The sequence below is a fragment of the Nocardioides sp. YJ-D4 genome (assembly GCF_054031495.1).
The window spans coordinates 5202467-5223778 of sequence record NZ_CM132932.1 but is presented as its reverse complement, the minus strand read 5'-3'; the positions used below and the strand labels follow the sequence as shown (position 1 = coordinate 5223778).

Sequence of the window (21312 nt, the reverse complement as noted above, 5' to 3'; positions counted from 1 at the left end):
GCATGTCCTCACCGCGTGGTCTCGCTGCCACACCGGGGATCGAGATGCGTGAGGTGAAGACGATGGAGGCACGCACCTGCAACGACGTGTTCTTCGACGGCGTGCGGGTCCCCCGCACAGCGATAGTCGGTGAACCGGGGGCTGGAGCCATCTGATGCGCGGCCTGGGGGTCGAGCGCCTCATCATCGCGGCGTTCAGTATCGGAAACGCCCGACGAGCACTCGAGGACGCGATCGCCTACATGCGGCAACGAGACGCATTCGGGAGCCACATCAGCGACTTCCAGGCCCTTCGCCATCGGGTCGCCGACATCGCCACCGACATCGAGACCACCCGCGCCTTCCTCTACGACGTCGCTCAGACTGTCGACGATGGTCACGAAAAGAGCCTCGCGAAGGAATCGTCGGTGGGGCATGCTGCACCGCTGCTCTCGAGGGTCTGTCGGACCTGGTCGACCCAGTCCCCCGAGAGCAGCGGTACTCGGTGCATTGCGTGTCTTGAATGCCCCGGTGATATCGACTACGAGGGCCGCATGGGGCAAGTCGTTCAGTCGTCGAAGGAGTACTCGGCCGCAGCGTCCGAGGTGTAGTCCTGAGCCTTGGGCGTGATGCCCATCGGAGACCCGTCGATGTCGACGGCATAGATCGTGCTGCTGCGCGGCGGCTCGCGTTTCTCCGGCGTGCCCCACCCGTAGTCACCGAACATGCCGTCGGCGGTGATCGTATCCAGGCTGTTCATCGCCTCGATGAGCCCATCACGGGAGAGGTCGCCACGTTCGACGGCTGCCTCGAGCACCTGGTGCGTCGCGCGGGCCTGCGTCCAGCCGACGGTGAGGTACCAGTCAGCCGGGGTATCGGGCGAATACTTCTCCAGGGCCGCGATCATGTCGCCCATCCCCTTCGATGCCGACTCGTCCCACGAACCGCCCTCGGCGAGGATCACGAGGTTCTTCTCCGCGTAGTCCTTCAGGTCGCCCTCGAAGAGTGGCTTCAGCCAGGTCGGGGACTGTCCCAGCCACTGCGGCTCGAAGCCCACCTGGGCCGCCTTGCCCAGCGCTCCTGCCGTGTCTGCAGGCGTCGCGGTGAGCAGAACGGCGTCGCAGCCGGCGCCCTTGAGCTGGTTGATGTGGGTCGTGTAGTCCGTCGTCCCGAGGGTGAACTGCACCTGCTTGCCGAGTGTGATCCCGTGCTGCTCGGCGACGAACGCCAAGCCGTCGCGGCCCGTGGCACCGTACGCGTCGTCCTGGGTCAGCGAACAGATCGTCTCGCCCTCTCCGCCGCCCTCGGTGAGGTACCAGTCCACGCCGTTCACGACCTGGATCTGGTACGGCCCACCCCAGGGCAGCAGGTTCTGCTCCCGGACCCAGAAGGAGTCGAGGGACGCAGGCGAGGCAACGATGCCGTCCTGCGCAAGGTCCGGGAGGAGCGAGCTCACCACCTGCGTGCCCAGGAGCTGCACGTACATGGACACCTTGTCCTTGGTGGCCTGGTACTCCTGGGCCGCGGTCGTCGACTCGTACTTGCTGTCGCGGACCAGCACCTCGACCGGGTACTTGCCGGCGATACCGCCCGACTCGTTGATCATGTCGAAGTAGATCTGGTTGCCGACAGTGACCGGGTTGCCGATCACGGCGACGCGGCCACTGGTCGGGGTGAGTGCCCCGACCGTGATGGTGGTGCCGTCGAAGCCGGGCGCCTCTGCCGGTGCTCCCGCTGAGCCCTGGCCCCCTGAGCTTCCGCTCCCGGAGTCGGCCCGGCCACAGGCCGCGAGGGCCACCAGGCAGAGGGCAGTGATGGTGATCCCTGCCGTGGTACGGCGACGTAGATGTTGCATGGTGACGCTCCTCATGGGTTGTGTTGTGTCGGGACAGCGCTTGCGATGGGGAGTCAGTAGGAGAACGGCCAGCCCTGGAACCAGGTCCGGACCCTCGCCCACAACGCGGCGAGCCCCCGTGGCTCGAGCAGCAGGAAGACGATGATGAGGCCTCCGAAAAGGACCCCGTTGAGCTCGCCGGTGCTCATCCAGCCGCGCTCGACCGGAATGCCTAGGATCGGCATCGCGGCGCCCTCATTGGCGATGAGGCGCTGCCCGTAGACCACGAGCAGGGCCCCCAGGATCGACCCGTGGACGGTGCCGAGGCCGCCCAGGATGATGATCGCGACGAACGTGATCGACATGAACAATCCGTGGATCCCGGAGAGCTCCTGGTAGTCGATGGCGCCCAGCCCCAGCGCGTAGATGACACCGGCTGCCGCCGCCATGGCGCTGGCCACGGCGAAGGCGCCGATCTTGGTGCGGCCCGGCTCCACGCCGATGACCTCGGCCGCCAGATCACGATCTCGAACTGCCTGCATCGCGCGGCCGACCCGGCTGCGGGTCAAGTTGTGCGCCACCACCGCCGCCAGCGCCACGAGTGCCCACGTGAGCCAGAACATCGACTGCTCACGGGTATACAGGGCGCTACCCAGGTCGAGACCGGCGCCGAAGTCGAGCGGGCCGATCGCCACCGCGGCGTCGCGGGTGGGCGCGGTTCCACGGACGGGCCGGGTCAGGCTCTCCCAGTTGCGCAGGACATGCTCCGACACGAAGACGAGGCCGATGGTCACGATCACGAGGTAGTTTCCGCGCAGTCGCAGCGCGAACGGCCCGATCACCGCGCCGGCGACGAATCCGAGGACGATCGCTGTGGCGAAGTACGCGAGGAATGGCCAGCCACGTCCATCACCCAGGTACGAGGTGCCGTAGGCGCCGATGGCGACGAAGGCGGCGTGGCCCAGGCTCACCTGACCGGTCAGTCCGATCAACAGATTGAGGCCGATGGCGCCGATCGCGAAGGCCCCACAGAGGATCAGGGTGCCCAGCGTCGCGTCGGAGATCAGGAGCGGCAGGGCAAAGAACGCGGCAACGAGTACGACCGAGAAGGCGATGCGCCAGGGCCCGTGAATCGTCCTCAGGTCCGCCGCATGACTGAGTGTCATGTTCCGGTACGGACGCCCCCGGCGCTTGGACGCGTGGGACAAGGTCATGGTCGACATCAGATTCGCCTCACTTCGGGCTCACCGAACAGCCCATACGGCCGCACGAGCAGGATGATGACCATCACGGCGAACGGCGCCACACGGTCGAAGCCGGACCCGAGCCAGGCGGCGTACTCCGGCTGGAGAAGTGCTGTCAGCTGCTGGATCAGTCCGATGACCAGGCCGCCGACGACGGCACCGACGGGTGATTCGAGGCCGCCGACGATCATGGCGGGGAAGGCGACGAAGGCAACGGCACCGAGTGATGGGCCGACCGAGCCCGCACCCGATGAGAGCATTGCGCCCGCCAGGGTGCCCAGAGCACCCGCGGTGGCCCAGGCAGCCAGATGAACCCGGCGTGCGTCGATGCCGGTGGCCAGGGCCGCCTCCTGGTCGTCGGCCGTGGCCCGCATTCCGAGGCCGAGGCTGGAGTATCGGAAGAACAGGAAGAAGACACCGACTGCGGCGGACGTCACCCCGATGGTCCACAGGTCCGCGACGGCGAGATTGACCGATCCGAGGTCGACCGTCTTGGAGCCCCACGGATCCGGCAGGTCTCGGTCCTCTGGCCCCCAGATCGCAGAGGTGAGGTTGTCGAAGACGTACAGCACCCCGATCGTCATCATGATGATCGAGAACGGCTTCTCCCCCAAGAGGCGTTGCAGCAGGGCGGTTTGGAGCGCCGTACCGATGAGTGCACCAGCCACCATCGCGAGCGGAAGTGCCAGGTAGAAGTTCACGCCCCACTCAGCGGCGAGCTGCCAGGTGATGAACCCGCCGAGTAGGACGAAGCTCGCGTGTGCGAAGTTCAGGACACGCGTCGCCTTGAAGACGATGACGAATCCGAGCGCCACAAGTGCGTACTTTGCGCCGACGGCGATCCCCGAGAACAGTGTCTCGACGAGGGCCTCCGTGCCCACGCCCGTCGTACTCATGTGTAGAGCTCCTCGATGAGGGAGGCGTAAGTCGCCTCGATGGACCGCCGCTTGACCTTCTGTGTCGCGGTCACCTCGCCCTCCTCCGTGTCCAGCTCCCTGGGGAGCATGGCGAAGCGCTTGACCGTCTCGACCTGCGCGAACGACTGGTTGACCTCCTCGACCCAATGGCCGACGAGCTCCACGACCGCGGGGTTGGAGGAGAGATCTGTGTAGGTGGTGAACGGGATGCCTCGCGACTGCGCCCACGCGCCGACGGTGTCCAGCTCGATGCCGATCAGTGCGGTGAGGTACTTGCGACGGTCGCCGATGACGATCGCCTCCCGCACGTGGGGCGAGACCTTGAGCTTGTTCTCGATCTCGGAAGGACTGATGTTCTTCCCGCCTGCGGTGATGATGATGTCCTTCATCCGGTCGACGATCCGGATCATCCCGTCGTCATCGATCACGCCGACGTCGCCGGTGTGCAGCCATCCGTCAGCGTCGATCGTCGTCGAGGTGGCCTCCTGATCCTTGAAGTAGCCGAGGAACGTCGCGGGTCCCCGTGTGAGGATCTCGCCGGTGCCGGGGTCCAGCCGGAGCTCAGTCTCGGGAACGGCACGACCGACAGTCCCGAGCCGCACGTTGTCGACGGCGACGATCGAGCCTTGGGCGGTGTTCTCGGTCTGGCCGTAGCCCTCGACGACCGGGATGCCGATCGACCAGAAGTACTCGAGGACCTCAGGGGCGATCGGGGCCGCACCCGACACCGCGCTGCGACAACGGCTGAGGCCGAGCATCTCCCGCAGTGGCCGATAGAGCATCAGCCAGCCGAATCCGTACACCATGCGGTCCACAGGACCGAGCCGGCCGCGCGCCCACCGCCGCCGAGCTATGCCGCGACCGATGCTGAGCCACAAGCGGTAGTTGCTTCGCTTCAGCAAGCCGGCGTCGCCGATCTTGATCGTCGCGGAGGCCATCATCTTCTCCCAGACGCGCGGCACACCCAAGAAGAAGGTCGGCTGGACCTCACGCAGGTCCTGGTTGAAGGTGTCGGAGTCCTCGCCGAAGTTCACGACGTAGTCGGAGGCCAGCGCGCACACGACCGAGACCAGCCGTTCGGCGACGTGACACAGGGGCAGGTAGGAGAGGACCTCGTCCCCCGGCGCCACGCCGAAGGACGACTCCCCGTTGCGGGAAGCGGCGACGAGGTTGGCGTGGCTGAGCATGGCGCCCTTCGGCGGGCCGGTCGTCCCCGACGTGTAGACGATGGTCGCCGGCAGCGCCGGGTCGAGTTCTGCCACCGCTGCCGCCAGGTCCGTCAGCAGGTCGTCGGATGACCTCCGACCCTCGGCCTCGAGGTCGTCGAACGACATCAGCATCGAATCGGCGAGATCCACTCCCCGCGGATCGATGATGACGATGTTGCGCAGGCTCACCAGCCCGGAACGTACGGCGGCGGTCTTGTCGTACTGCTCCTCGTCCTCGGCGATCAGGACGACCGACTCGGAGTGCTCCAAGAGGTAGGCGACCTCGTCCGCAGCAGCCGTGGGATACAGGCCGACGGTAACAGCTCCGATGGCCTGGATACCCATGTCGGCGATGACCCACGCCGGTCGGTTGCCGGCATGGACCGCCACTCGGTCACCGGGCTGCACGCCGAGGCGGCGCAACCCCATCCCGATGGCGGCGGCCCGCTCGGCGTACTCTCCCCACGTGTAGCTGCGCCACACGCCCAAGTGCTTCTTGCGGAGGGCGACCTGGCGCGGGGAGCGGAGCGCCCGATAGAGCAGCGCAGCGGGCAGCGTCGAGATCGTGTCCGGTTCGACAGCGGCGGCTGGAGGTCGAACGTGGGCGGACAGGCTCATGCCGCACCTCCGAGGTATGCGGCGACCACGCCCGGGTGCGACGTGACGTCATTCGGGACACCCGTGGTGATCGGGGTGCCGAAGTCGAGCACCATCACGCGGTCGGCAAGATCCATGACGAGCCGCATGTCGTGCTCGACCAGGATCATCGCGACGCCCAGAAGCCGACGCAGCTCGACGATGTAGCGAGCCATGTCCTCCGACTCCTCGAGGTTCATGCCGGCCACCGGCTCGTCGAGGAGCAACACCTTCGGTTGCATCGCAAGGGCCCGGCCCAGCTCGATCCGCTTCTGGACGCCGTATGGAAGCGTTCCGACCGCTTGCCGACGGAACGGCGTGAGCGCAAGAAGCTCGATGATCTCCTCGACCACCACCCGGTGTGCGAGCTCCTCGCCGCGGGCCCGGCCGAACCAGAGTGCACCACTCAGGAAGCCTGTGCGCATGAGCGAGTGGCGACCCAGCAGAAGGTTCTCGACGACATCGAGGTCTGGGAACAGTCCCAGGTTCTGGAAGGTGCGCCCGATGCCGTGTCGTACCGTCTGGGCCGGACGCATGCCGACGAGCTCGCGTCCGTCGATCTTGATGCTGCCGGCCTCGGGCCGGTAGGCCGCGGAGAGACAGTTGAAGATCGAGGTCTTCCCGGCGCCGTTGGGGCCGATGATCGCGAACAACTCACCGCGATTCACATCGAAGCTGACATCGTTGAGGACGGTGACACCACCGAACTTCAGCCGCAGATTGGCGACCTCGAGCAGCGGGCGTCCCTCCGTCGAGGGCGGCGTCATGAGTGTTTCGAGTCTCGTGGTGGGCATGTCAGGTTCCCCAGTTCTTGCGGCGTCGATAGGTCTTCACGTCGCGGTATGACCGCTCGGCGTGCTCGCCGCCGCCGAGATAGAAGTCCGCCACGTTGCGGTCGGACATGAGCGCGGCAGCAGAGCCCTCACTCACGATCCGGCCGTGCTCGAGGACGTAGGCGTGGTTGGCGATCGAGAGGGCCATGGTCGCGTTCTGCTCCACCAACAGAACGCTGGTCCCCTGCCCGTTGATGGAGACGATGGCGTCCCGGATCTGTTCGACCACGCGCGGCGCGAGACCCAGGGACGGCTCGTCGAGCAGGAGCAACGTGGGTCCGGACATCAGCGCTCGGCCGATGGCGAGCATCTGCTGCTCACCCCCGCTCAGATATCCCGCGATGTCGCGTCGGCGCTTGGCGAGAACCGGGAACATGTCGAGCAGCCGGTCGAAGGTCTCGCTCGCAGTGGTGCCCTTTGCTCCGATCGCCCCGGCCCGGAGGTTCTCCTCCACTGACAAGGACTGGAAGATGCGCCGTCCCTCCATCACTTGCGCCAGCCCCCGGGTGACACGGTGTGAAGGGCTCAGGCTCGTCACGTCTGCGCCTGCAAAGCCAACGCTCCCTTTGGTGATGTCGCCACGGTGGAAGTCCAGCAACCCGGAGATGGCCCGCAGGAGTGTCGTCTTGCCCGCGCCGTTGGCACCCAGGAGAGCCACCACGGAGCCGGTCGGAACCGAGACGGAGATACCGCGCAGCACCAGGACGGCGTCGTTGTAGACGACCTCGAGATTCGAGACCACCAGTTCCCCCGCCTCGGCGGCGATCGGCCTCTCGGACGGCGTAGCCATCGTGGTTCGGCGGGTCACGTCATCTCCCGATGAGCTGGCGGGCAACGAAGCCCTGACTGAGGCCCGAGCCCGGAGCATCAATGTAAACCGCCAATCACTAACTGACAAGACTCTCAAGGACAAATCGTGATTCCGGTCACTTTCGGATCTCTGCCTATCGCGACACCGACCACATCGCCGAGGGCACCCTCCCCACAACACCGCGCCGCGGTGCACACTGGCGCCATGACCAACGAGATCCGGCGGCAACGCGACCCCGACCGCAAGGCGCGCATCCTGGCCGCAGCCGCGGACCTGGCCGGACGCACGAGCTTCCATGACGTATCGATGGCCGACATCGGCGCGGAGGCCGGGATCGTGGGCTCGGGCATCTATAGGCACTTCGACAGCAAGACATCGATCCTCATCGCGTTGCTGGATCGCGTGATGAACCGAATCAGCTCCGGCGCCGAGGACATCGCCAAGGTCACCACCGACGACAGCGAGACACTGTCTGCGCTGGTCAGCGACCATATTCGGATCGCCATCGATGATCGCAACGTCTTGGCGGTCTACCACCGCGAGGTCGACAACCTCCCCGAGGAGGACCGTCGGAGACTGCGCCGGCTGCAACGGCTGTACATCGAGGAATGGGTCCACGTCCTCGCTCCGCTGCGATCCGATCTGACCGACCAGGAGGCGCGCCTCACGGTCCACGCCGCCATCGGCGCCATCCAGTCGACCTTGAACTTCAACCCCGAACTGCCGGATGACCGGCTCACCGAACTGCTCAGCCAGATGGCCCACGCCTGCCTCGGCGTGGATCCGGCCCGGACGCCTCGGGGCTGATCTGGCGAGCACCGGCCCCGGCGGAGTCACGTCCCGGCGCCTCTTCTGGTCACGGGCGGGCGTCCCAATCCAGTATGACCCTCGTCATCCCAAGTGATTGGCGTTTCACTCCAGAACCGTGTAGGTCCTCCAATCTCAGACCCCGGCCGCCGGGGAAAGCCCATCCCACCGGTCCGAGAGGGATGGGCTTCATTGTCCCTGGCCGAGTCACACCTGGATCCCGGCACGCATGTCAACCCGGGTCCGGATCAACGTCGGACGCAGGGGGCCGACACCCGCACCTTGTCTGGGGGTACGGATATGAGCCTGGCGCCGAAGCTGATGGGCACTCTCACCGAGTTCAGCGAAGGGGCGATGTGGCGGGGCACCCCAATGCCCCGCTGACGCCGGAAGCGCGTCGCCGATTATGCGAGCGCGTGGACGCCGGACGTCCGATCTCGCATATCGCGGCGGAAGCCGGGATCTCCCGCCGCTGCCTGGCCACGTGGTACGCCCGTGAAAGAGCACCAGATGACCGGCAGCCGACATGACCTGACGCACCGTCGTGACGACGCGATCTGGTCGGTTCTCCAAGTACGCCACCACCTGCTGGCACCCGGTCGGTTCGGTTCCGTTCTCCTCACAGGCTCGTACGGTCCGTGACGATGTCCTCGCCACCCACGAGGCAACCGCGTGCTCGGTGAGCTCGCGGATCTCGATGGCACAGACCCTGAATGTGACGCCTCAGGAGTGGGCCTCGAGCCATTCGATCACGTCCGCGGTGATCGCGTCGCGATTGGTCTCGTTGAAGATCTCGTGGCGCGCCCCGGGGTAGAGCGTGACCGTCACGTCCGTCAGCCCGGCGTCGCGATAGCGCTGGCCCAGCAGCTCGACCAGGGCCCCACCTGCGGCAAGCGGGTCCGCGTCGCCGGAGACGATCGCGATCGGCAGATCGGAGCGGATGCCCTTCAGGGCCGCCGCGTCGCCCAGCCGCGCGGCACCGCCGAACAGCTGGGGCACGGCGGTGTCGGGGAGGTCGAACCCGGACAACGGGTCGGCGACGTACGCATCGACCTCGGCCTCGTCGCGCGAGAGCCACTCGTACCCGGTCCGGTGCTCGAACCCGGCGTTGAACGCTTCCAGCCCGACCGGTCCCTCGGCCTTCGAGAGCTCCGCGGCGAGCACGTCGAGCGCGGTCGAGCCGGACAGCACGACGCCGTCGTAGAGGTCGGACCGGTCGAGGATCACCGTCTGTGCCGCGAAGGACCCCATGGAGTGCGCCACGAGGAACAACGGAGCATCCGGGAAGTCATCGCGCAGCGAGGCACCCACGGCAGCGACGTCGGCCACCAGTGCCTCGAAGTCGAAGTGCCCGAGCTGGTCGGCCGACGCGACGGACCCGCCGTGGCCCCTGTGGTCGACGGCTCGAACGACGTACCCGGCCGCGACGAGTGCTCGGGCCAGGCGGTCGTAGCGCTGCCCGTGCTCGGCGATGCCGTGGGCGACCTGTACGACGCCCCGCGGCGCGGACAGTTCCTCCCCCCACGTCCGGATCGCGAGCGGCGTACCATCGGTGGGCGAGATGAATGTGGCGGTGCTGGGCATGCGGCCTCCTGGTGACTGGATGCCCATGGTGCCACTCTCACGTCGGTTGGGCGCACCATCGCGCGGATCGGCGAATGGAGAAGTCACCATCCGATCCGCCGCCCCGTCCACGCCGTCGTCCTCGGCCTCGATGTCGGCAGGCGACCGCAACCCGCGCCTGCCGAGGAGACTGACGCGTCACACGTTGCGGCGATACTGCCCGCCTGCCTCGAAGAACGCCTCTGTCACCTGACCCAGGGTGCAGACCCGCGCGGCGTCCATGAGCACCGCGAAGACGTTCTCACCGCTCGCTGCTGTCTCTTTGAGGCGAGCCAGGGCCTCGGCAGCCTCGCTCCGGTGGGCGTCCTGGAAGTCGCGCACCCGGCGCAGCTGGGACTCCTTCTCCGACGTCGTGGCACGGGCCAGCTCGACGGTTCCGTGGTCGGCCTCGTCCCCGGGGCGCCGGAAGGTGTTGACGCCGATGATCGGCAGCGTGCCGTCGTGCTTGCGGTGCTCGTAGAGCATCGACTCGTCCTGGATCTTGCCGCGCTGGTAGCCGGTCTCCATCGCAGCCGAGCACTCCCCCGCGCTCCGAGATCCGCTCGAACTCGCGCAGCACCGCTTCCTCGACGAGGTCGGTGAGGTCGTCGATGATGAAGGAGCCCTGGAGCGGGTTCTCGTTGAACGCGAGACCCCACTCGCGGTTGATGATCAGCTGGATCGCCAGGGCGCGCCGCACCGACTCCTCGGACGGGGTGGTCACGGCCTCGTCGAAGGCGTTGGTGTGCAGCGACTGGGCGTTGTCGTAGATCGCGATGAGCGCCTGCAGCGTGGTGCGGATGTCGTTGAAGTCCATCTCCTGCGCGTGCAGGGACCGGCCCGAGGTCTGGATGTGGTACTTGAGCTTCTGCGAGCGCTCCGAGGCGCCGTAGCGCTCCTTCATCGCGATCGCCCAGATCCGGCGGGCGACGCGGCCGATGACGGAGTACTCCGGGTCCATCCCGTTGGAGAAGAAGAAGGACAGGTTGGGCGCGAAGTCGTCGATGTCCATGCCGCGGGCCAGGTAGGACTCCACGTAGGTGAACCCGTTGGCGAGGGTGAAGGCGAGCTGGGAGATGGGGTTCGCCCCGGCCTCGGCGATGTGATAGCCGGAGATGCTCACCGAGTAGAAGTTGCGCACCCCCTGCTCGATGAACCACTCCTGGATGTCGGCCATGCAGCGCAAGCTGAACTCCGTGGAGAACAGGCAGGTGTTCTGCCCCTGGTCCTCCTTGAGGATGTCGGCCTGCACGGTGCCGCGGACCGTCTGCAGCGCCTTCACCGGGTCGATCCCGCGCTCGCGCGCCTGGTCGATCACGGTGTTGAGGAAGAACGCCAGCACGGTCGGGGCCGGGCCGTTGATGGTCATGCTGACACTCGTGGTGGGAGCGAGGAGATCGAAGCCGTCGTACAGCTCTTTCATGTCCTCCAAGGTGGCCACCGAGACCCCCGAGGTGCCGACCTTGCCGTAGATGTCGGGGCGCTCATCAGGGTCGCGGCCGTAGAGCGTCACCGAGTCGAACGCAGTCGAGAGTCGTGCAGCGGGCTGGCCCTCGGAGAGCAGCTTGAAACGGCGGTTCGTACGGGCGGGGTCGCCCTCACCCGCGAACATCCGCGCCGGGTCCTCGTTGGCCCGCTTGTAGGGGAAGACGCCCGCGGTGAACGGGAAGTGGCCCGGCAGGTTCTCCCGGCGCCAGAACCGGACCATCTCGCCGTGGTCCTCGAACCGGGGCAGCGCCACCCGCGGCACCCGGTTGCCGCTGAGTGAGATCCGGCCCGGATCCTCGGCGTACTCCTTCACGATGCCCGGCCAGGCAGCGATCCGGCTGGCGATCTCGGCGGGTACGTCTCGGCTGGTCGTCTCGGCCGCATCGCCGATCTCGGGGAGGTCGGCGGCCACCAGTGCGTACGCCTGGGCCCGGCGAGCCTGGGCCACCAACTGCTCGGTGTCGGCGTGGTAGTCACGTACGGTCGCGGCGATATCGGCCAGATAGCGCGCCCGGTCACCGGGGACCATCTCATGGGCGCCGCTGGAGTGCTTCACCGCGACCGGGGCGATGGTGCCCTCGGCGATGGCGAGTCCGTTCTTCGCCAACAGGCCACGGAGGTGCTGGTAAAGGGCCGTGACGCCGTCGTCGTTGAACGTCGCCGCCGAGGTGCCGAAGACCGGCATGTCCTCCCAGCTCGACCCGAACGCCTCCCGGTTGCGGACCAGCTGACGGCCGACGTCACGCAGCGCGTCGTCAGCGCCGCGGCGCTCGAACTTGTTGATCGCGACCACCTCAGCGAAGTCGAGCATGTCGATCTTCTCGAGCTGGCTGGCGGCGCCGAACTCGGGCGTCATCACATACAGCGAGGTGCCGCGTTCCTCCAGGAACGGGACGATTGCGGCGTCACCCTGGCCGATGCCGGGGGTCTCCACGATCACCAGGTCGAAGCCGGCCGCCCGGACGATCGTCAGCACGTCGGCCAGGTGGTCGGGCACCTCGTGGGCACCGCGGGTCGCCAGCGAACGGTAGTAGACCGGCCCCTCGACACCGTCCGAGGCCAGCGAGTTCATCCGGATCCGGTCACCGAGGAGCGCGCCCCCACCGCGACGCCGGGTCGGGTCGATCGCGACCACCGCGACGCGCAGCTTGTCCTCCTGGTCGACCCGAAGCCTCCGAACCAGCTCATCGGTCAGCGACGACTTGCCAGAGCCTCCGGTGCCGGTGATGCCGAGCACCGGCACGACGCGGGCAGCCGCGGCAGCCTCGAGCCTGTCGAGTACGTCGGCGGGCAGCCGACCCTGCTCAGCGCCGGTGATCGCGCGGGCGACCGAGGTGCGGTCGCCGGCGATCACCTCCTCGGCGCTCACCGGCCGCTGCGCCCACAGGTCGACGTCGAGGTCGGCGACGACGGAGTTGATCATGCCGGCCAGCCCCATCCGCTGGCCGTCCTCCGGAGAGAAGATGGTGACCCCGGAGGCACGTAACCGGGCGATCTCCTCCGGCACGATCACCCCGCCGCCACCGCCGACGACCTTGATGTGTCCGGCACCGCGTTCGCGCAGCATCGCCACCAGGTATTCGAAGTACTCCACGTGGCCGCCCTGGTAGGAGGAGACCGCGACCCCTTGGGCGTCCTCCTCGATCGCCGCGTCGACGACCTCTTTCACCGAGCGGTTGTGACCCAGGTGGATCACCTCACAGCCCTGCGACTGGAAGATCCGTCGCATGATGTTGATCGCCGCGTCGTGGCCGTCGAACAGGGCGGCCGCGGTGACGATCCGGACGGGGTTTCGGGCGGTGTGGAGTTCGGTCACACCAAGATACTATGGCGTCCAATCATTTTTGGGTAGCGGTTCGCCCACCAGTTGGTCAGCGGACCGGGTCCCCGGCATCCGCGCGCAGCGACGCCAGCTGTCGGGTCAGCGTCTCGACGCCGTCGGGGTCGAGGCCGGGCGCCGCGAAGACCTCAGCATTCAGCTCGGCCGTGGCATCCTCGACCACGCGCACGGCGGCCGCGGTGAGGGTCGCGAGCACGACGCGGCCGTCCTCGGCACTACGAACTCGCGCGACGTACCCCTGTCTCTCCAGTCTGGCAACGGCGCTGGTCACACTGGTCGGATGCACCTGGAGGAGCGAGCCCAACCGGGTCATCGGCATCCGCCCGGCGCGTGAGAATGCCAGAACCCGGAGGATCTCGTAGCGGGCGAAGGTCAGGTCGTACGTCCTCAACACGGCGTCGATGCGCTCGATCATCAGCTGGTGAACGCGCACCAGAGAGGTCACCATCGCCATCCCGTCCGCAGCCTCGGCCCAGCCGTGCGCCACCCACTGACGGTGCGCTTCCTCGATCGGATCCATCTGCTCAATCTAGCGGCCCGTGAAGCCGAACCCGAAAGAGCCCGCCCCGATTTACCTGGATGTCCTCGTATCTGCCCGTAGGCACGGTCCTACCCGGAGGGAGGAGGACCTCACCCCCGCGAGGTGACGCTGGCCGACGACTTCGGTTCTACCGTCCATTGACAGACTCACGAGATGGAGTGAACAGATGAGCCGGACACGACGCACAGCACCTCGACGCGACGCTCTCGCGTCCAAGCACGCGCGCCTGCGCGGGCACGAGCGACGCAAGGCACTGCGCTGATGTGGGGGTGGCTGGCACTGGCCATCGGCAGCGAGGTCACCGCGACCATGAGCCTGCGGAGCTCCCAGGGCTTCACCCATCTCGTTCCGTCGGTTGTCGTCGTCATCGGATACAGCTTTTCGTTCTATGCACTCTCTCAGGCGCTCGTGCGAGGGATGCCTGTCGCCACGGCGTACACGATCTGGTGCGGCATCGGGATCTCCCTCATCACTCTCCTGAGCGCAGTCCTGTTCGACGAGCGGCCGAGCCCTGTCCAACTGGCGGGGATCATCCTGGTCGCGATCGGCGTGGTCACACTTCAGGCCGGATCCGCCTGATCCGCGTAGCTGACTCGACCGGCGCGTCCAAGTTCTCAAACAAGCTCGAGGTGTACTTCCCCGTCAGGTTGTGAACAGCGTGGCGTGAGTGGATAGACGAAGACCTCCGGTACGGAGTGGGTTACCACACCAACCCGCTGTTGACCCCGCTCGACCGAGCCGCCGGCCTCCAGGTCCGCAAGGCGCTGCCCGCGTTCACAACGTCACGGGGAAGTACGTCTAGGCTGCCGCCTCCTCGACAGCAGTCTCTTGCCGCGTAGGGAGGCTGGGCGCGTCCAGCTGACCACGGAAGCGGCAGCAGGAGTATGCGATCGTGCCCAGTCCGATCATGCCCGCGACGATCTGCGTGACGGCCACAGCAACGCCGCCGGGCAGCCACCAGATCTCGGGGACCGGCCACCAGGACGGCGCCGGTGGACTCCAGGCCCAGAGAATGCCACATCCGATGATGCCGAGGGCCAGAGTCGCCGCTAGGACGATGCGCGGCCACGTCGCGACACTGTGGGCGGCGCCCTGGAGAGCGCGTCGTCGCACCGGGGCGAGCCAGCGCTCGGCCCAGGCGTGGTGTCGAGCCAGCAGCGTCAGGCCGGCGCACGTCATCAGCAGCCCGGGACCTGGGAGGACAAGGGCTGCGACGCCGGCTGCGACGAGCAGCCATGCCGCCGTCTCGCGCAGCACCCGGCCGGTGCCGGAGCCCATGGCCGGTCCCAGGTCGCCGCGTGGCCGCCTCACTGCACCAGGTCGTCGACGCACTGGTTCCAGGCCAGCAGGTCGAGCCGGCTCACACCCTCGGCCGTACACCGGGTGATGGCCTGGGTCAGGGTCAATACCTGATCGACCGGTTCGTCGACAGGGCTCGGGAGCGGCTCGGCGACCTTCTCGAGAGTCCCCACGACCTCTTCCTGCACCTGCTTGGGCGGCGATTCCGGAGTCTCCTGCGGAGCGGACGGCTCCGGCTTGGCCTCAGGCTGGCCTTCCGTGCCCGTCTGGTCACCAGCATCCGCCGGAGCAGAGCTCGGGTGATCGGTGGAACCGGCGCCGTGGCGGGCCGGCCGCCTTGGGCTCGGCGCCTTCTGCCCATCAACAGACCCACCCCGACCCGACTGGTACGAGCCGTCCATGGCGGCCACAGCAGGCGCGATGGCGGTGGGAACAGCGGTGTAGCCGCCCTTGACGTACGCCCCCCGGGTGCGCAGCACCATGTCGGCGTAGGACTGCGAGTGGTTGTATCGAAGAACCGCTGCACGACGACCGGCCTCGTCGCCAAGGTCATGGTGGCCCGAGCACAGGTACACCGCTGCCGCCAACGCAGCGTCATCGATGTCCTGGGGGTCCCGCCGCCCGTCCCCGTCGGCATCCACGCCGACGGTCGACCACGTGGTGGGGATGAACTGCATCGGGCCGACAGCACGATCCCAGACCTCGTCACGGTCGTACTGCCCGGCATCGGTGTCCCCGATCGCCCGGGTCTTGTTCGTCCCGTCCAAAGGGATGCCGTAGATGCCCGGACGCGAGTCACCGTCGGTGCCCAGCGTGTTGCCGTTGTAGCGGCCGTGGTCCGACTCCACGCGGCCCACCGCCGCGAGCAACTGCCAGTCGAGGTTGCACGTCGCATCGGCGGCATTGATGACCGTCTCGGCGCGCTGATAGGCAGCGAGCGCGGCGCTCGGGATGCCCTTGGCCGAAGAAGCCGCCACGACCTGCGCAGCACGCCTCTGCGGGACACCGACCCCGACGACAGCGGGTCGCGAGTAGCTCGCCGGGTCCTCCAGCGCCGCTGTCGGCACCGAGACACCCTCTGGATGCGCGGTCCGCGGCTCGTTCCCGCTGACGAACGCGTACGGGTTGGCCACATGGGCGGTCCATGCGACCGACAGGACGACCAGAGGGACCAGCGCGGCCACATGCCTCGGCACCTTCGTGGTCGACGCGTGGCTGGAACGGCGATCTGTGGTGGACATGGCGCCTCCGTAGGGGAATCTGCGGTCAGGTTCCGACCGTACGAAGGATGTGGCACCCGTCACATCACTCTGCGGGGGGTTACTCCACCCCCCGCAGGGGCAATCCATCTCAGGCAGGAGCGGTGCCCGCAGCGCGGGCGATCGCCTGTGCCCTGTTGGCCACGCCGAGCTTGCGGAGGATCTGTTTGACGTGCGACTTGACGGTGTCCTCCGCAATGACCAGGCGCTCGGCGATCACTCGGTTGGGCGCTCCCGCGACCATGAGCTGCAGGACTTCGGACTCACGAGCGGTCAGCTCCGACAGGAGCTCCAAGTGGTTGCCCGCGCCGAGCGAGCCGGTGCGCGGGACGACACCCAAGGACTCCGGCAGGGTGCGCAGCGCGGCATCCAGGATCGTGCCGACCTGTGCGCGCTGCGCATGGAACCGCTCCATGAGTACGAGCCGCTCATGGAGGCGGCCGAAGCCGTCGGCGAACGCCCAGACGAGGTCGCGGTCCACCTCGTCCGACGCCCGCGCGGTCGGGAAGTGGTCGCAGTGGATAAAGGCCACGACGGTTCCGCGCGAGCAGACGGGAGCCACGACGTAGGACCGGGACTGGCCCGCCTCCACGATGATGTCCTCGTGGACCTGGGTGCTGGCCGTATCCACGACGAGGGCTGGTCGCCGTTCGGTGAGCAGCCGGGCCTCAGGGGTGTGACCGTGAAGCGGGATCGTTTGGCCCACCCACTCCTCGAACCACGCCGCGTCGGCCTCGGCGAAGAACGCCTTGCGCGGCTTCCACGCGTTGTTCTCCACGCTGGAGATGGTGGCCCGACCGAACCCGCAGCGCGTAGCCAGCTCCTCGCACACCACGGCCACGAGGTCTTGTGCTGTGGGAAGGCCCCTCAGCCGGGCAAGGCCCTCGGCACAGTCCGCCAGGCGCCGGTTGCACTGGACCAGGTTCTCCTCGTGCAGATCAAGTGCCAGGACCTGCATCTCCAGGGCGAGCCCGAACAGATCGCGGGCTCGGTTCTCGTCCCCCGACTCCTCGACCTGGGCCTCCTCCACGCACAGCCGTGCGAGCACAGTGAGCCGATCCGGTGAGTAGTCGACACCAGGATCACCGACCACGAGGACGTCGGGCTCGACTCGGAGGGCCTCCGCCACCAGCTTCCGCAGATCGTTGGCACGAGCTCGGTGATAGCCGCTCAGCCGTGGGCGCCCGCTCCGTCCGCTGGAGGCGAAGACGGCGCTCTTCGCGGGGGCGACGACACTCATGCCACCGCCTCCGTACGAAAGGGCGAAGAATACGGACCCGGCGGCCTGAGGCCCGCGGTCGCTCGCTTGCGCTCGCTCATGACGCAACTCCGTTGAGGCCGCCACCGCGGACATACTTCGCGATCGCCTCCGCGCGGTTGCTGACCCGCAGCTTGCGCAGAATGTGTTTGACGTGCGACTTCACGGTCGTCTCCGACACCGTCAGCCGATCGGCGATCTCAGGGTTCGTTGCTCCGGAGACCAGCAACGCGAACACGTCCTGCTCGCGAGCCGTGAGCCCGCTCATCGCCCCGCGGACAGCCGGCTGGCGCGGTGGCGGCATGGTCGCGGTCGCCTCACTCGCAAGGATGAGCGGAGCGTCGCACAGATCTCCCACCGCCTGGCCGGCCCGGGCAAGTGCGGCCGAGATCTGCCGGCGCTGCTCGTCGAGCGCCCCGAGCAGCGCAAGACAGTCCAGGATCAACCCGACACCGTCACCGAACGCACGCATGGTCACCCGGTCCGCCTCCACAAGGGGGGGGCCAGTGGCCCCGGTATCCGCGTGAAGCAAGCCGACCACCGCTCCCCCAGAGACGACCGGCGCGATCACGTATGAGTCACAGTGGGCGACCGTGATGAGTGGCGGGAACGTCCTCGTCTCGCTGGCGGCATCCGTCACGAGGGCCGTGACACGGCGGCGAACGATCTCAGCCTCGATCGACCCGCTGGCAAGTGGGAAGGTCGCACCACGGACCAGCTTGCCGAACGCCACGTCCACGGCAGACTCGGGATGGGCCGTGAACCACGCCTGCGGCGACCACGAGGAACTCTCCACACGTGAGAAGAGCACGCGGTCGAAGTCACCGGCCCAGCAGAGCTCGGAGGGGACGGCGCGCAGGACGTCGTCCAGCTCGGTCCCCGCCTGGAGGCGTTCCAGAGCAAGGCTCACCCGCCTGGCGGCCAAGAGCGGCGCCGGCCGAATGCGCTCACCGACGACGGCAGACGCGGCCTCGGTGGCCGCGAAGAGACTGGACTGTCGCTGGAGCACAGAACCATCGAGCCCCAGCAGACCAGGGCCCGACAGCGCCTCCAAGCCCGGAGTCGAGGCAGAAAGCGCGGCAGCAGCAGTCAGCGACCTGAGCCGCTCGGCGATCTCGCGCCGTTGCTCTTCCAGCTCGTCCCCCAAATGGTCGGAACTCGCGCCAGGGCAGCGCACAGAAGTCATCTTTGAATCTCCATCCCAACGTCGATGGAACTTGCGCTCTATTTACTTCGCAGCCCATAGTGATGTCCGCCACATTGTTTCGTCAAGCCCTCGAATGCTTCAACTGGAGGAAACTCTCGATTCCAGCCACGTCATCGGCGCTCCGCAAGGGTCACGCCGTGGTTACGGAACGTGATGCGTGGTTTACTTAACGGATTGACACGCTGGACGCACGCACGCGCGGACGACTTGAGGAGGACTGGTGACGGGCATGAGAGAGACACCGCCAGCGGAGCAGGTCGACCCAGCCGACGATCCGCCGCGGCTCGACTTCGACCCGCGCACGCTCGGCCTCGCCCGAAGGACCGTCACGGCAGCGGTCGTCGCGACCGCAGTCGTGCTCGGGCTGCTCGCATGGTCCCCATGGAGCAGCAGCGGCATGACCGAGGCCGACAGCGACGCCGTTCGCGCCCGCGATCTCGCGATCGAGGCCGCCGCCGAGGCAGCCATCGCCCTCAACACGGTTGATCCCCAGAAGAGCAAGCAGACCGTAGGCGACTGGCTCGAGGTGTCGAGCGGTGCGCTTCATCGTGACTTGGCGCGGCATCCCGCGCAGATCGCGGCAGACATTCGTCGCAAGGGCACCGCGACGGCCACGAAGGTCCTCGAGACAGCCGTCTCGGCTCTCGACCCGAGCGCAGGCCGGGCGACCGTGTTGAGCGTCATCGAGGTCCGCACCACGCCGCGCCATGGAAAGCCCACCGTCGCCGTCCGACGCCTCCGCATGCTGATGCAGCACATCGACTCGGCGTGGCGTATCACCTATCTCGAGACAGTGAGCAGCACATGAGGATCACGGTCCCTCGGCCACGACGCGCCCACGCCGTCCTGATGCTGACGATGGTCGTCGTCATCGGCGTCGCCATCGCTTTGGCCACCGAGTCCGGCAGCTCCACCCCGGCATCAGGTCACGACGTCGCCTTCGTCTCCAGTACGGCCACCGATGAGGTCCTCGAGATCGGGAGAACGACGGCAGCCGAGGTCTTCACGATCCGACCTGGAAAGGTCGCCGCCACCCGGCGACGAGCACAAGAGGCCCTCGTGGGCGACGCGGTCGGTCAGTACGACCGGCTGTACGGATCACATCTACGTGCCGCGGGGGCCCGGCGCCTCACCCTCACCACCACCGTGCGCGACGTCGGAGTCGTGTGGCTGAGAGACGAACGTGCCAAGCTCCTGGTCTTCGCGGACCAAGCAGCCTCGACCCCCTCCGGCCAGTCGGCCGTCGGTCCGGCCCAGTTCGCCCTTGACCTGCAGCACATCGACGGGACTTGGAAGATATCGTCGATCCGTCTCCTCTGAGACGCCCCATCGACACTCAGGGAGAAGGCAATGACGGAGCAGTTGCGACGTGCACCACTGAAGAGCACTCCTCGGCCGCGGGACCGCAAGCAACGGATCGTCGAGGTGGCAGGCCATCTCTTCTACCGACATGGGTTTCACAATGTGAGCACCAGCCAGATCGCGGCGGAGGTCGGCATCACCGCAGGCGCCCTCTACCGACACTTCAAGGGCAAGCAGGACCTGCTGAGCCACGCGCTGACCGACGGGTTCGACCAGGCGACGCGATTCGTCCTCGAGGGCTCGCCCGAGGACCTGGGTGAGGTCATCACGGGCATTGCGACCACAGCTGGAGAGCGGCGCTACATGGGTGTCCTGTGGAACCGCGAGGCGCGCTTCCTCGATGACGAGGCCCGTACTGCCATGCGGGCCAGGTTCTTCACCTTCATCGACGAGTTCTCACGACAGCTCAGGTCTGCCCGGCCCGACCTGTCCGCCGGTCAGGCTGACCTGCTCACCTGGGCGGCCCTGGCCGTGCTGACCAGTCCGTCCTATCACAGCACGGAGCTGGAGCCGGACGACATCATCGACATGCTCGAGCGCATGGCGCTCGTCGTATGCACCACGAGCCTCACCGGGAGCGAGGATGGCGCGGAGCCGCCGCCCGTCCCGACAGTCGTCGGGCTGCGCCCGCATGGCCGGCGAGAGGCCATCCTGGCGGCGGCGACCCCGCTCATCCACCAGTTCGGCTACCAGGCCGTCTCCATGGAGGACGTCGGAGAGAGCGTGGGCATCAGCGGTGCGGCGGTCTACAAGTACTTCGCCAAGAAGTCAGACCTGCTCTCCGCGGTGATCGCACGTGCGTCCGAACCGCTCCAGCTCGGCGCTTCACGGGCGCTCGGACGGGCCCGTGACAGCGCGGAGGGCATCACGAACCTGCTCGACGCCTACATCGAGTTCGCTCTCGTCCACCACGACCTCGTCGGCATCCTGGTCGCAGAGGTCACCAACCTGCCCGAGGAACACCGCCGTCAGGTGCGCCGCTCGCAGCACGACTACGTGGCGGAGTGGATCCGACTGGTCCGCGAGACCCGGCCCCATATCGACGAGCGACGCGCCCGCTTCCTTGTGCACGCGGTCCTCACGGTGGTCAACGACGTCACTCGTACGGATCACCTGCGCAGGCGCCCCTCGGTCGAGCAGGACCTGCAAATCATGTGCCGGCGGATCCTCGACGTCACGCTGTGACTC

Annotated in this window: 17 protein-coding genes and 3 pseudogenes; 7 read left to right on the top strand and 13 right to left on the bottom strand. The window is 67.4% G+C overall.

Annotation, left to right across the window (positions count from 1 at the left end; genetic code table 11):
• Positions 1 to 148: 148 nt before the first annotated feature.
• Positions 149 to 589 (top strand): annotated as a pseudogene (locus ACW14X_RS24960) (acyl-CoA dehydrogenase family protein); the annotation flags it as partial.
• On the opposite strand, the gene ACW14X_RS24955 reads toward ACW14X_RS24960, so the two are convergent.
• From ACW14X_RS24955 to ACW14X_RS24930, 6 genes are read right to left on the bottom strand one after another with little or no spacing between them, the layout of a single operon-like run.
• On the bottom strand, positions 547 to 1833 hold the full coding sequence (locus ACW14X_RS24955; RefSeq protein WP_457163694.1) for an ABC transporter substrate-binding protein: 1287 nt from the start codon (positions 1831 to 1833) through the stop codon (positions 547 to 549). The pseudogene ACW14X_RS24960 and the gene ACW14X_RS24955 overlap by 43 nt on opposite strands.
• Positions 1834 to 1886: 53 nt before the next feature.
• Entirely contained in the window at positions 1887 to 2978 is a 1092-nt protein-coding gene (locus ACW14X_RS24950; protein WP_457163693.1) for a branched-chain amino acid ABC transporter permease, read from the bottom strand.
• 56 nt (positions 2979 to 3034) lie between these two features.
• Entirely contained in the window at positions 3035 to 3952 is a 918-nt protein-coding gene (locus ACW14X_RS24945) for a branched-chain amino acid ABC transporter permease (RefSeq protein ID WP_457163692.1), read from the bottom strand.
• A complete protein-coding gene (locus ACW14X_RS24940; protein WP_457163691.1) occupies positions 3949 to 5799 on the bottom strand; it encodes an AMP-dependent synthetase/ligase in 1851 nt (616 codons plus the stop codon). The genes ACW14X_RS24945 and ACW14X_RS24940 overlap by 4 nt, the downstream gene beginning before the upstream one ends.
• Positions 5796 to 6611 carry an ABC transporter ATP-binding protein gene (locus tag ACW14X_RS24935; protein ID WP_008357867.1) on the bottom strand — a complete coding sequence of 272 codons (816 nt, stop codon included), beginning with the start codon at positions 6609 to 6611 and terminating at the stop codon, positions 5796 to 5798. The genes ACW14X_RS24940 and ACW14X_RS24935 overlap by 4 nt, the downstream gene beginning before the upstream one ends.
• A gap of 1 nt (position 6612) precedes the next feature.
• A complete protein-coding gene (locus ACW14X_RS24930; RefSeq protein ID WP_425490862.1) occupies positions 6613 to 7458 on the bottom strand; it encodes an ABC transporter ATP-binding protein in 846 nt (281 codons plus the stop codon).
• A gap of 207 nt (positions 7459 to 7665) precedes the next feature.
• Here ACW14X_RS24930 and ACW14X_RS24925 point away from each other — a divergent pair, with 207 nt between their 5' ends.
• Entirely contained in the window at positions 7666 to 8268 is a 603-nt protein-coding gene (locus ACW14X_RS24925) for a TetR/AcrR family transcriptional regulator (RefSeq protein WP_008357872.1), read from the top strand.
• Between the two features lie 356 nt (positions 8269 to 8624).
• Positions 8625 to 8774: pseudogene (locus ACW14X_RS24920) on the top strand (helix-turn-helix domain-containing protein); the annotation flags it as partial.
• Between the two features lie 217 nt (positions 8775 to 8991).
• Here the strand turns inward: ACW14X_RS24920 and ACW14X_RS24915 are convergent.
• The 3 genes and pseudogenes from ACW14X_RS24915 to ACW14X_RS24905 all read right to left on the bottom strand — a co-directional run bounded on the left by ACW14X_RS24915 (position 8992) and on the right by ACW14X_RS24905 (position 13718).
• On the bottom strand, positions 8992 to 9852 hold the full coding sequence (locus tag ACW14X_RS24915) for an alpha/beta fold hydrolase (RefSeq protein ID WP_040755031.1): 861 nt from the start codon (positions 9850 to 9852) through the stop codon (positions 8992 to 8994).
• A 177-nt stretch (positions 9853 to 10029) separates the two neighbouring features.
• Positions 10030 to 13174, bottom strand: a pseudogene (icmF, locus tag ACW14X_RS24910) (fused isobutyryl-CoA mutase/GTPase IcmF).
• Positions 13175 to 13229: 55 nt separating this feature from the next.
• Positions 13230 to 13718, bottom strand: coding sequence for a MarR family winged helix-turn-helix transcriptional regulator (locus ACW14X_RS24905; RefSeq protein ID WP_378901333.1), 489 nt, complete (start codon positions 13716 to 13718; stop codon positions 13230 to 13232).
• Positions 13719 to 14000: 282 nt separating this feature from the next.
• Between ACW14X_RS24905 and ACW14X_RS24900 the strand changes: the two genes are divergently transcribed.
• Positions 14001 to 14318 (top strand): DMT family transporter, encoded by a 318-nt coding sequence (locus tag ACW14X_RS24900; RefSeq protein WP_008357878.1) that lies wholly within the window; start codon positions 14001 to 14003, stop codon positions 14316 to 14318.
• A gap of 219 nt (positions 14319 to 14537) precedes the next feature.
• Here the strand turns inward: ACW14X_RS24900 and ACW14X_RS24895 are convergent, their stop codons facing one another.
• The 4 genes from ACW14X_RS24895 to ACW14X_RS24880 form a co-directional block, all read right to left on the bottom strand.
• On the bottom strand, positions 14538 to 15050 hold the full coding sequence (locus ACW14X_RS24895; protein ID WP_457163690.1) for a PGPGW domain-containing protein: 513 nt from the start codon (positions 15048 to 15050) through the stop codon (positions 14538 to 14540).
• Positions 15047 to 16279, bottom strand: coding sequence for a lytic murein transglycosylase (locus ACW14X_RS24890; protein WP_457163689.1), 1233 nt, complete (start codon positions 16277 to 16279; stop codon positions 15047 to 15049). The genes ACW14X_RS24895 and ACW14X_RS24890 overlap by 4 nt, the downstream gene beginning before the upstream one ends.
• A gap of 109 nt (positions 16280 to 16388) precedes the next feature.
• A complete protein-coding gene (locus ACW14X_RS24885; protein ID WP_457163688.1) occupies positions 16389 to 17537 on the bottom strand; it encodes a response regulator transcription factor in 1149 nt (382 codons plus the stop codon).
• A 76-nt stretch (positions 17538 to 17613) separates the two neighbouring features.
• Positions 17614 to 18741 (bottom strand): LuxR C-terminal-related transcriptional regulator, encoded by a 1128-nt coding sequence (locus ACW14X_RS24880; RefSeq protein WP_457163687.1) that lies wholly within the window; start codon positions 18739 to 18741, stop codon positions 17614 to 17616.
• A 250-nt stretch (positions 18742 to 18991) separates the two neighbouring features.
• On the opposite strand from ACW14X_RS24880, the gene ACW14X_RS24875 reads away from it, so the two are divergent.
• Genes ACW14X_RS24875 through ACW14X_RS24865 form a run of 3 tightly spaced genes read left to right on the top strand, consistent with a single transcriptional unit; the run spans position 18992 to position 21309 of the window.
• Entirely contained in the window at positions 18992 to 19570 is a 579-nt protein-coding gene (locus ACW14X_RS24875) for a hypothetical protein (RefSeq protein ID WP_457163686.1), read from the top strand.
• On the top strand, positions 19567 to 20082 hold the full coding sequence (locus ACW14X_RS24870; RefSeq protein WP_457163685.1) for a hypothetical protein: 516 nt from the start codon (positions 19567 to 19569) through the stop codon (positions 20080 to 20082). The genes ACW14X_RS24875 and ACW14X_RS24870 overlap by 4 nt, the downstream gene beginning before the upstream one ends.
• A gap of 30 nt (positions 20083 to 20112) precedes the next feature.
• Positions 20113 to 21309 (top strand): TetR/AcrR family transcriptional regulator, encoded by a 1197-nt coding sequence (locus tag ACW14X_RS24865; RefSeq protein WP_457163684.1) that lies wholly within the window; start codon positions 20113 to 20115, stop codon positions 21307 to 21309.
• The last annotated feature ends 3 nt before the right edge of the window (positions 21310 to 21312 follow it).

Bases quoted from the DNA above. Each gene is read 5' to 3' on its own strand.
- ACW14X_RS24955 (WP_457163694.1), bottom strand. From the start codon at position 1,833: ATGCAACATCTACGTCGCCGTACCACGGCAGGGATCACCATCACTGCC.
- ACW14X_RS24950 (WP_457163693.1), bottom strand. From the start codon at position 2,978: ATGACACTCAGTCATGCGGCGGACCTGAGGACGATTCACGGGCCCTGG.
- ACW14X_RS24945 (WP_457163692.1), bottom strand. From the start codon at position 3,952: ATGAGTACGACGGGCGTGGGCACGGAGGCCCTCGTCGAGACACTGTTC.
- ACW14X_RS24940 (WP_457163691.1), bottom strand. From the start codon at position 5,799: ATGAGCCTGTCCGCCCACGTTCGACCTCCAGCCGCCGCTGTCGAACCG.
- ACW14X_RS24935 (WP_008357867.1), bottom strand. From the start codon at position 6,611: ATGCCCACCACGAGACTCGAAACACTCATGACGCCGCCCTCGACGGAG.
- ACW14X_RS24925 (WP_008357872.1), top strand. From the start codon at position 7,666: ATGACCAACGAGATCCGGCGGCAACGCGACCCCGACCGCAAGGCGCGC.
- ACW14X_RS24915 (WP_040755031.1), bottom strand. From the start codon at position 9,852: ATGCCCAGCACCGCCACATTCATCTCGCCCACCGATGGTACGCCGCTC.
- ACW14X_RS24905 (WP_378901333.1), bottom strand. From the start codon at position 13,718: ATGGATCCGATCGAGGAAGCGCACCGTCAGTGGGTGGCGCACGGCTGG.
- ACW14X_RS24900 (WP_008357878.1), top strand. From the start codon at position 14,001: ATGTGGGGGTGGCTGGCACTGGCCATCGGCAGCGAGGTCACCGCGACC.
- ACW14X_RS24890 (WP_457163689.1), bottom strand. From the start codon at position 16,279: ATGTCCACCACAGATCGCCGTTCCAGCCACGCGTCGACCACGAAGGTG.
- ACW14X_RS24885 (WP_457163688.1), bottom strand. From the start codon at position 17,537: ATGAGTGTCGTCGCCCCCGCGAAGAGCGCCGTCTTCGCCTCCAGCGGA.
- ACW14X_RS24880 (WP_457163687.1), bottom strand. From the start codon at position 18,741: ATGACTTCTGTGCGCTGCCCTGGCGCGAGTTCCGACCATTTGGGGGAC.
- ACW14X_RS24875 (WP_457163686.1), top strand. From the start codon at position 18,992: ATGAGAGAGACACCGCCAGCGGAGCAGGTCGACCCAGCCGACGATCCG.
- ACW14X_RS24870 (WP_457163685.1), top strand. From the start codon at position 19,567: ATGAGGATCACGGTCCCTCGGCCACGACGCGCCCACGCCGTCCTGATG.
- ACW14X_RS24865 (WP_457163684.1), top strand. From the start codon at position 20,113: ATGACGGAGCAGTTGCGACGTGCACCACTGAAGAGCACTCCTCGGCCG.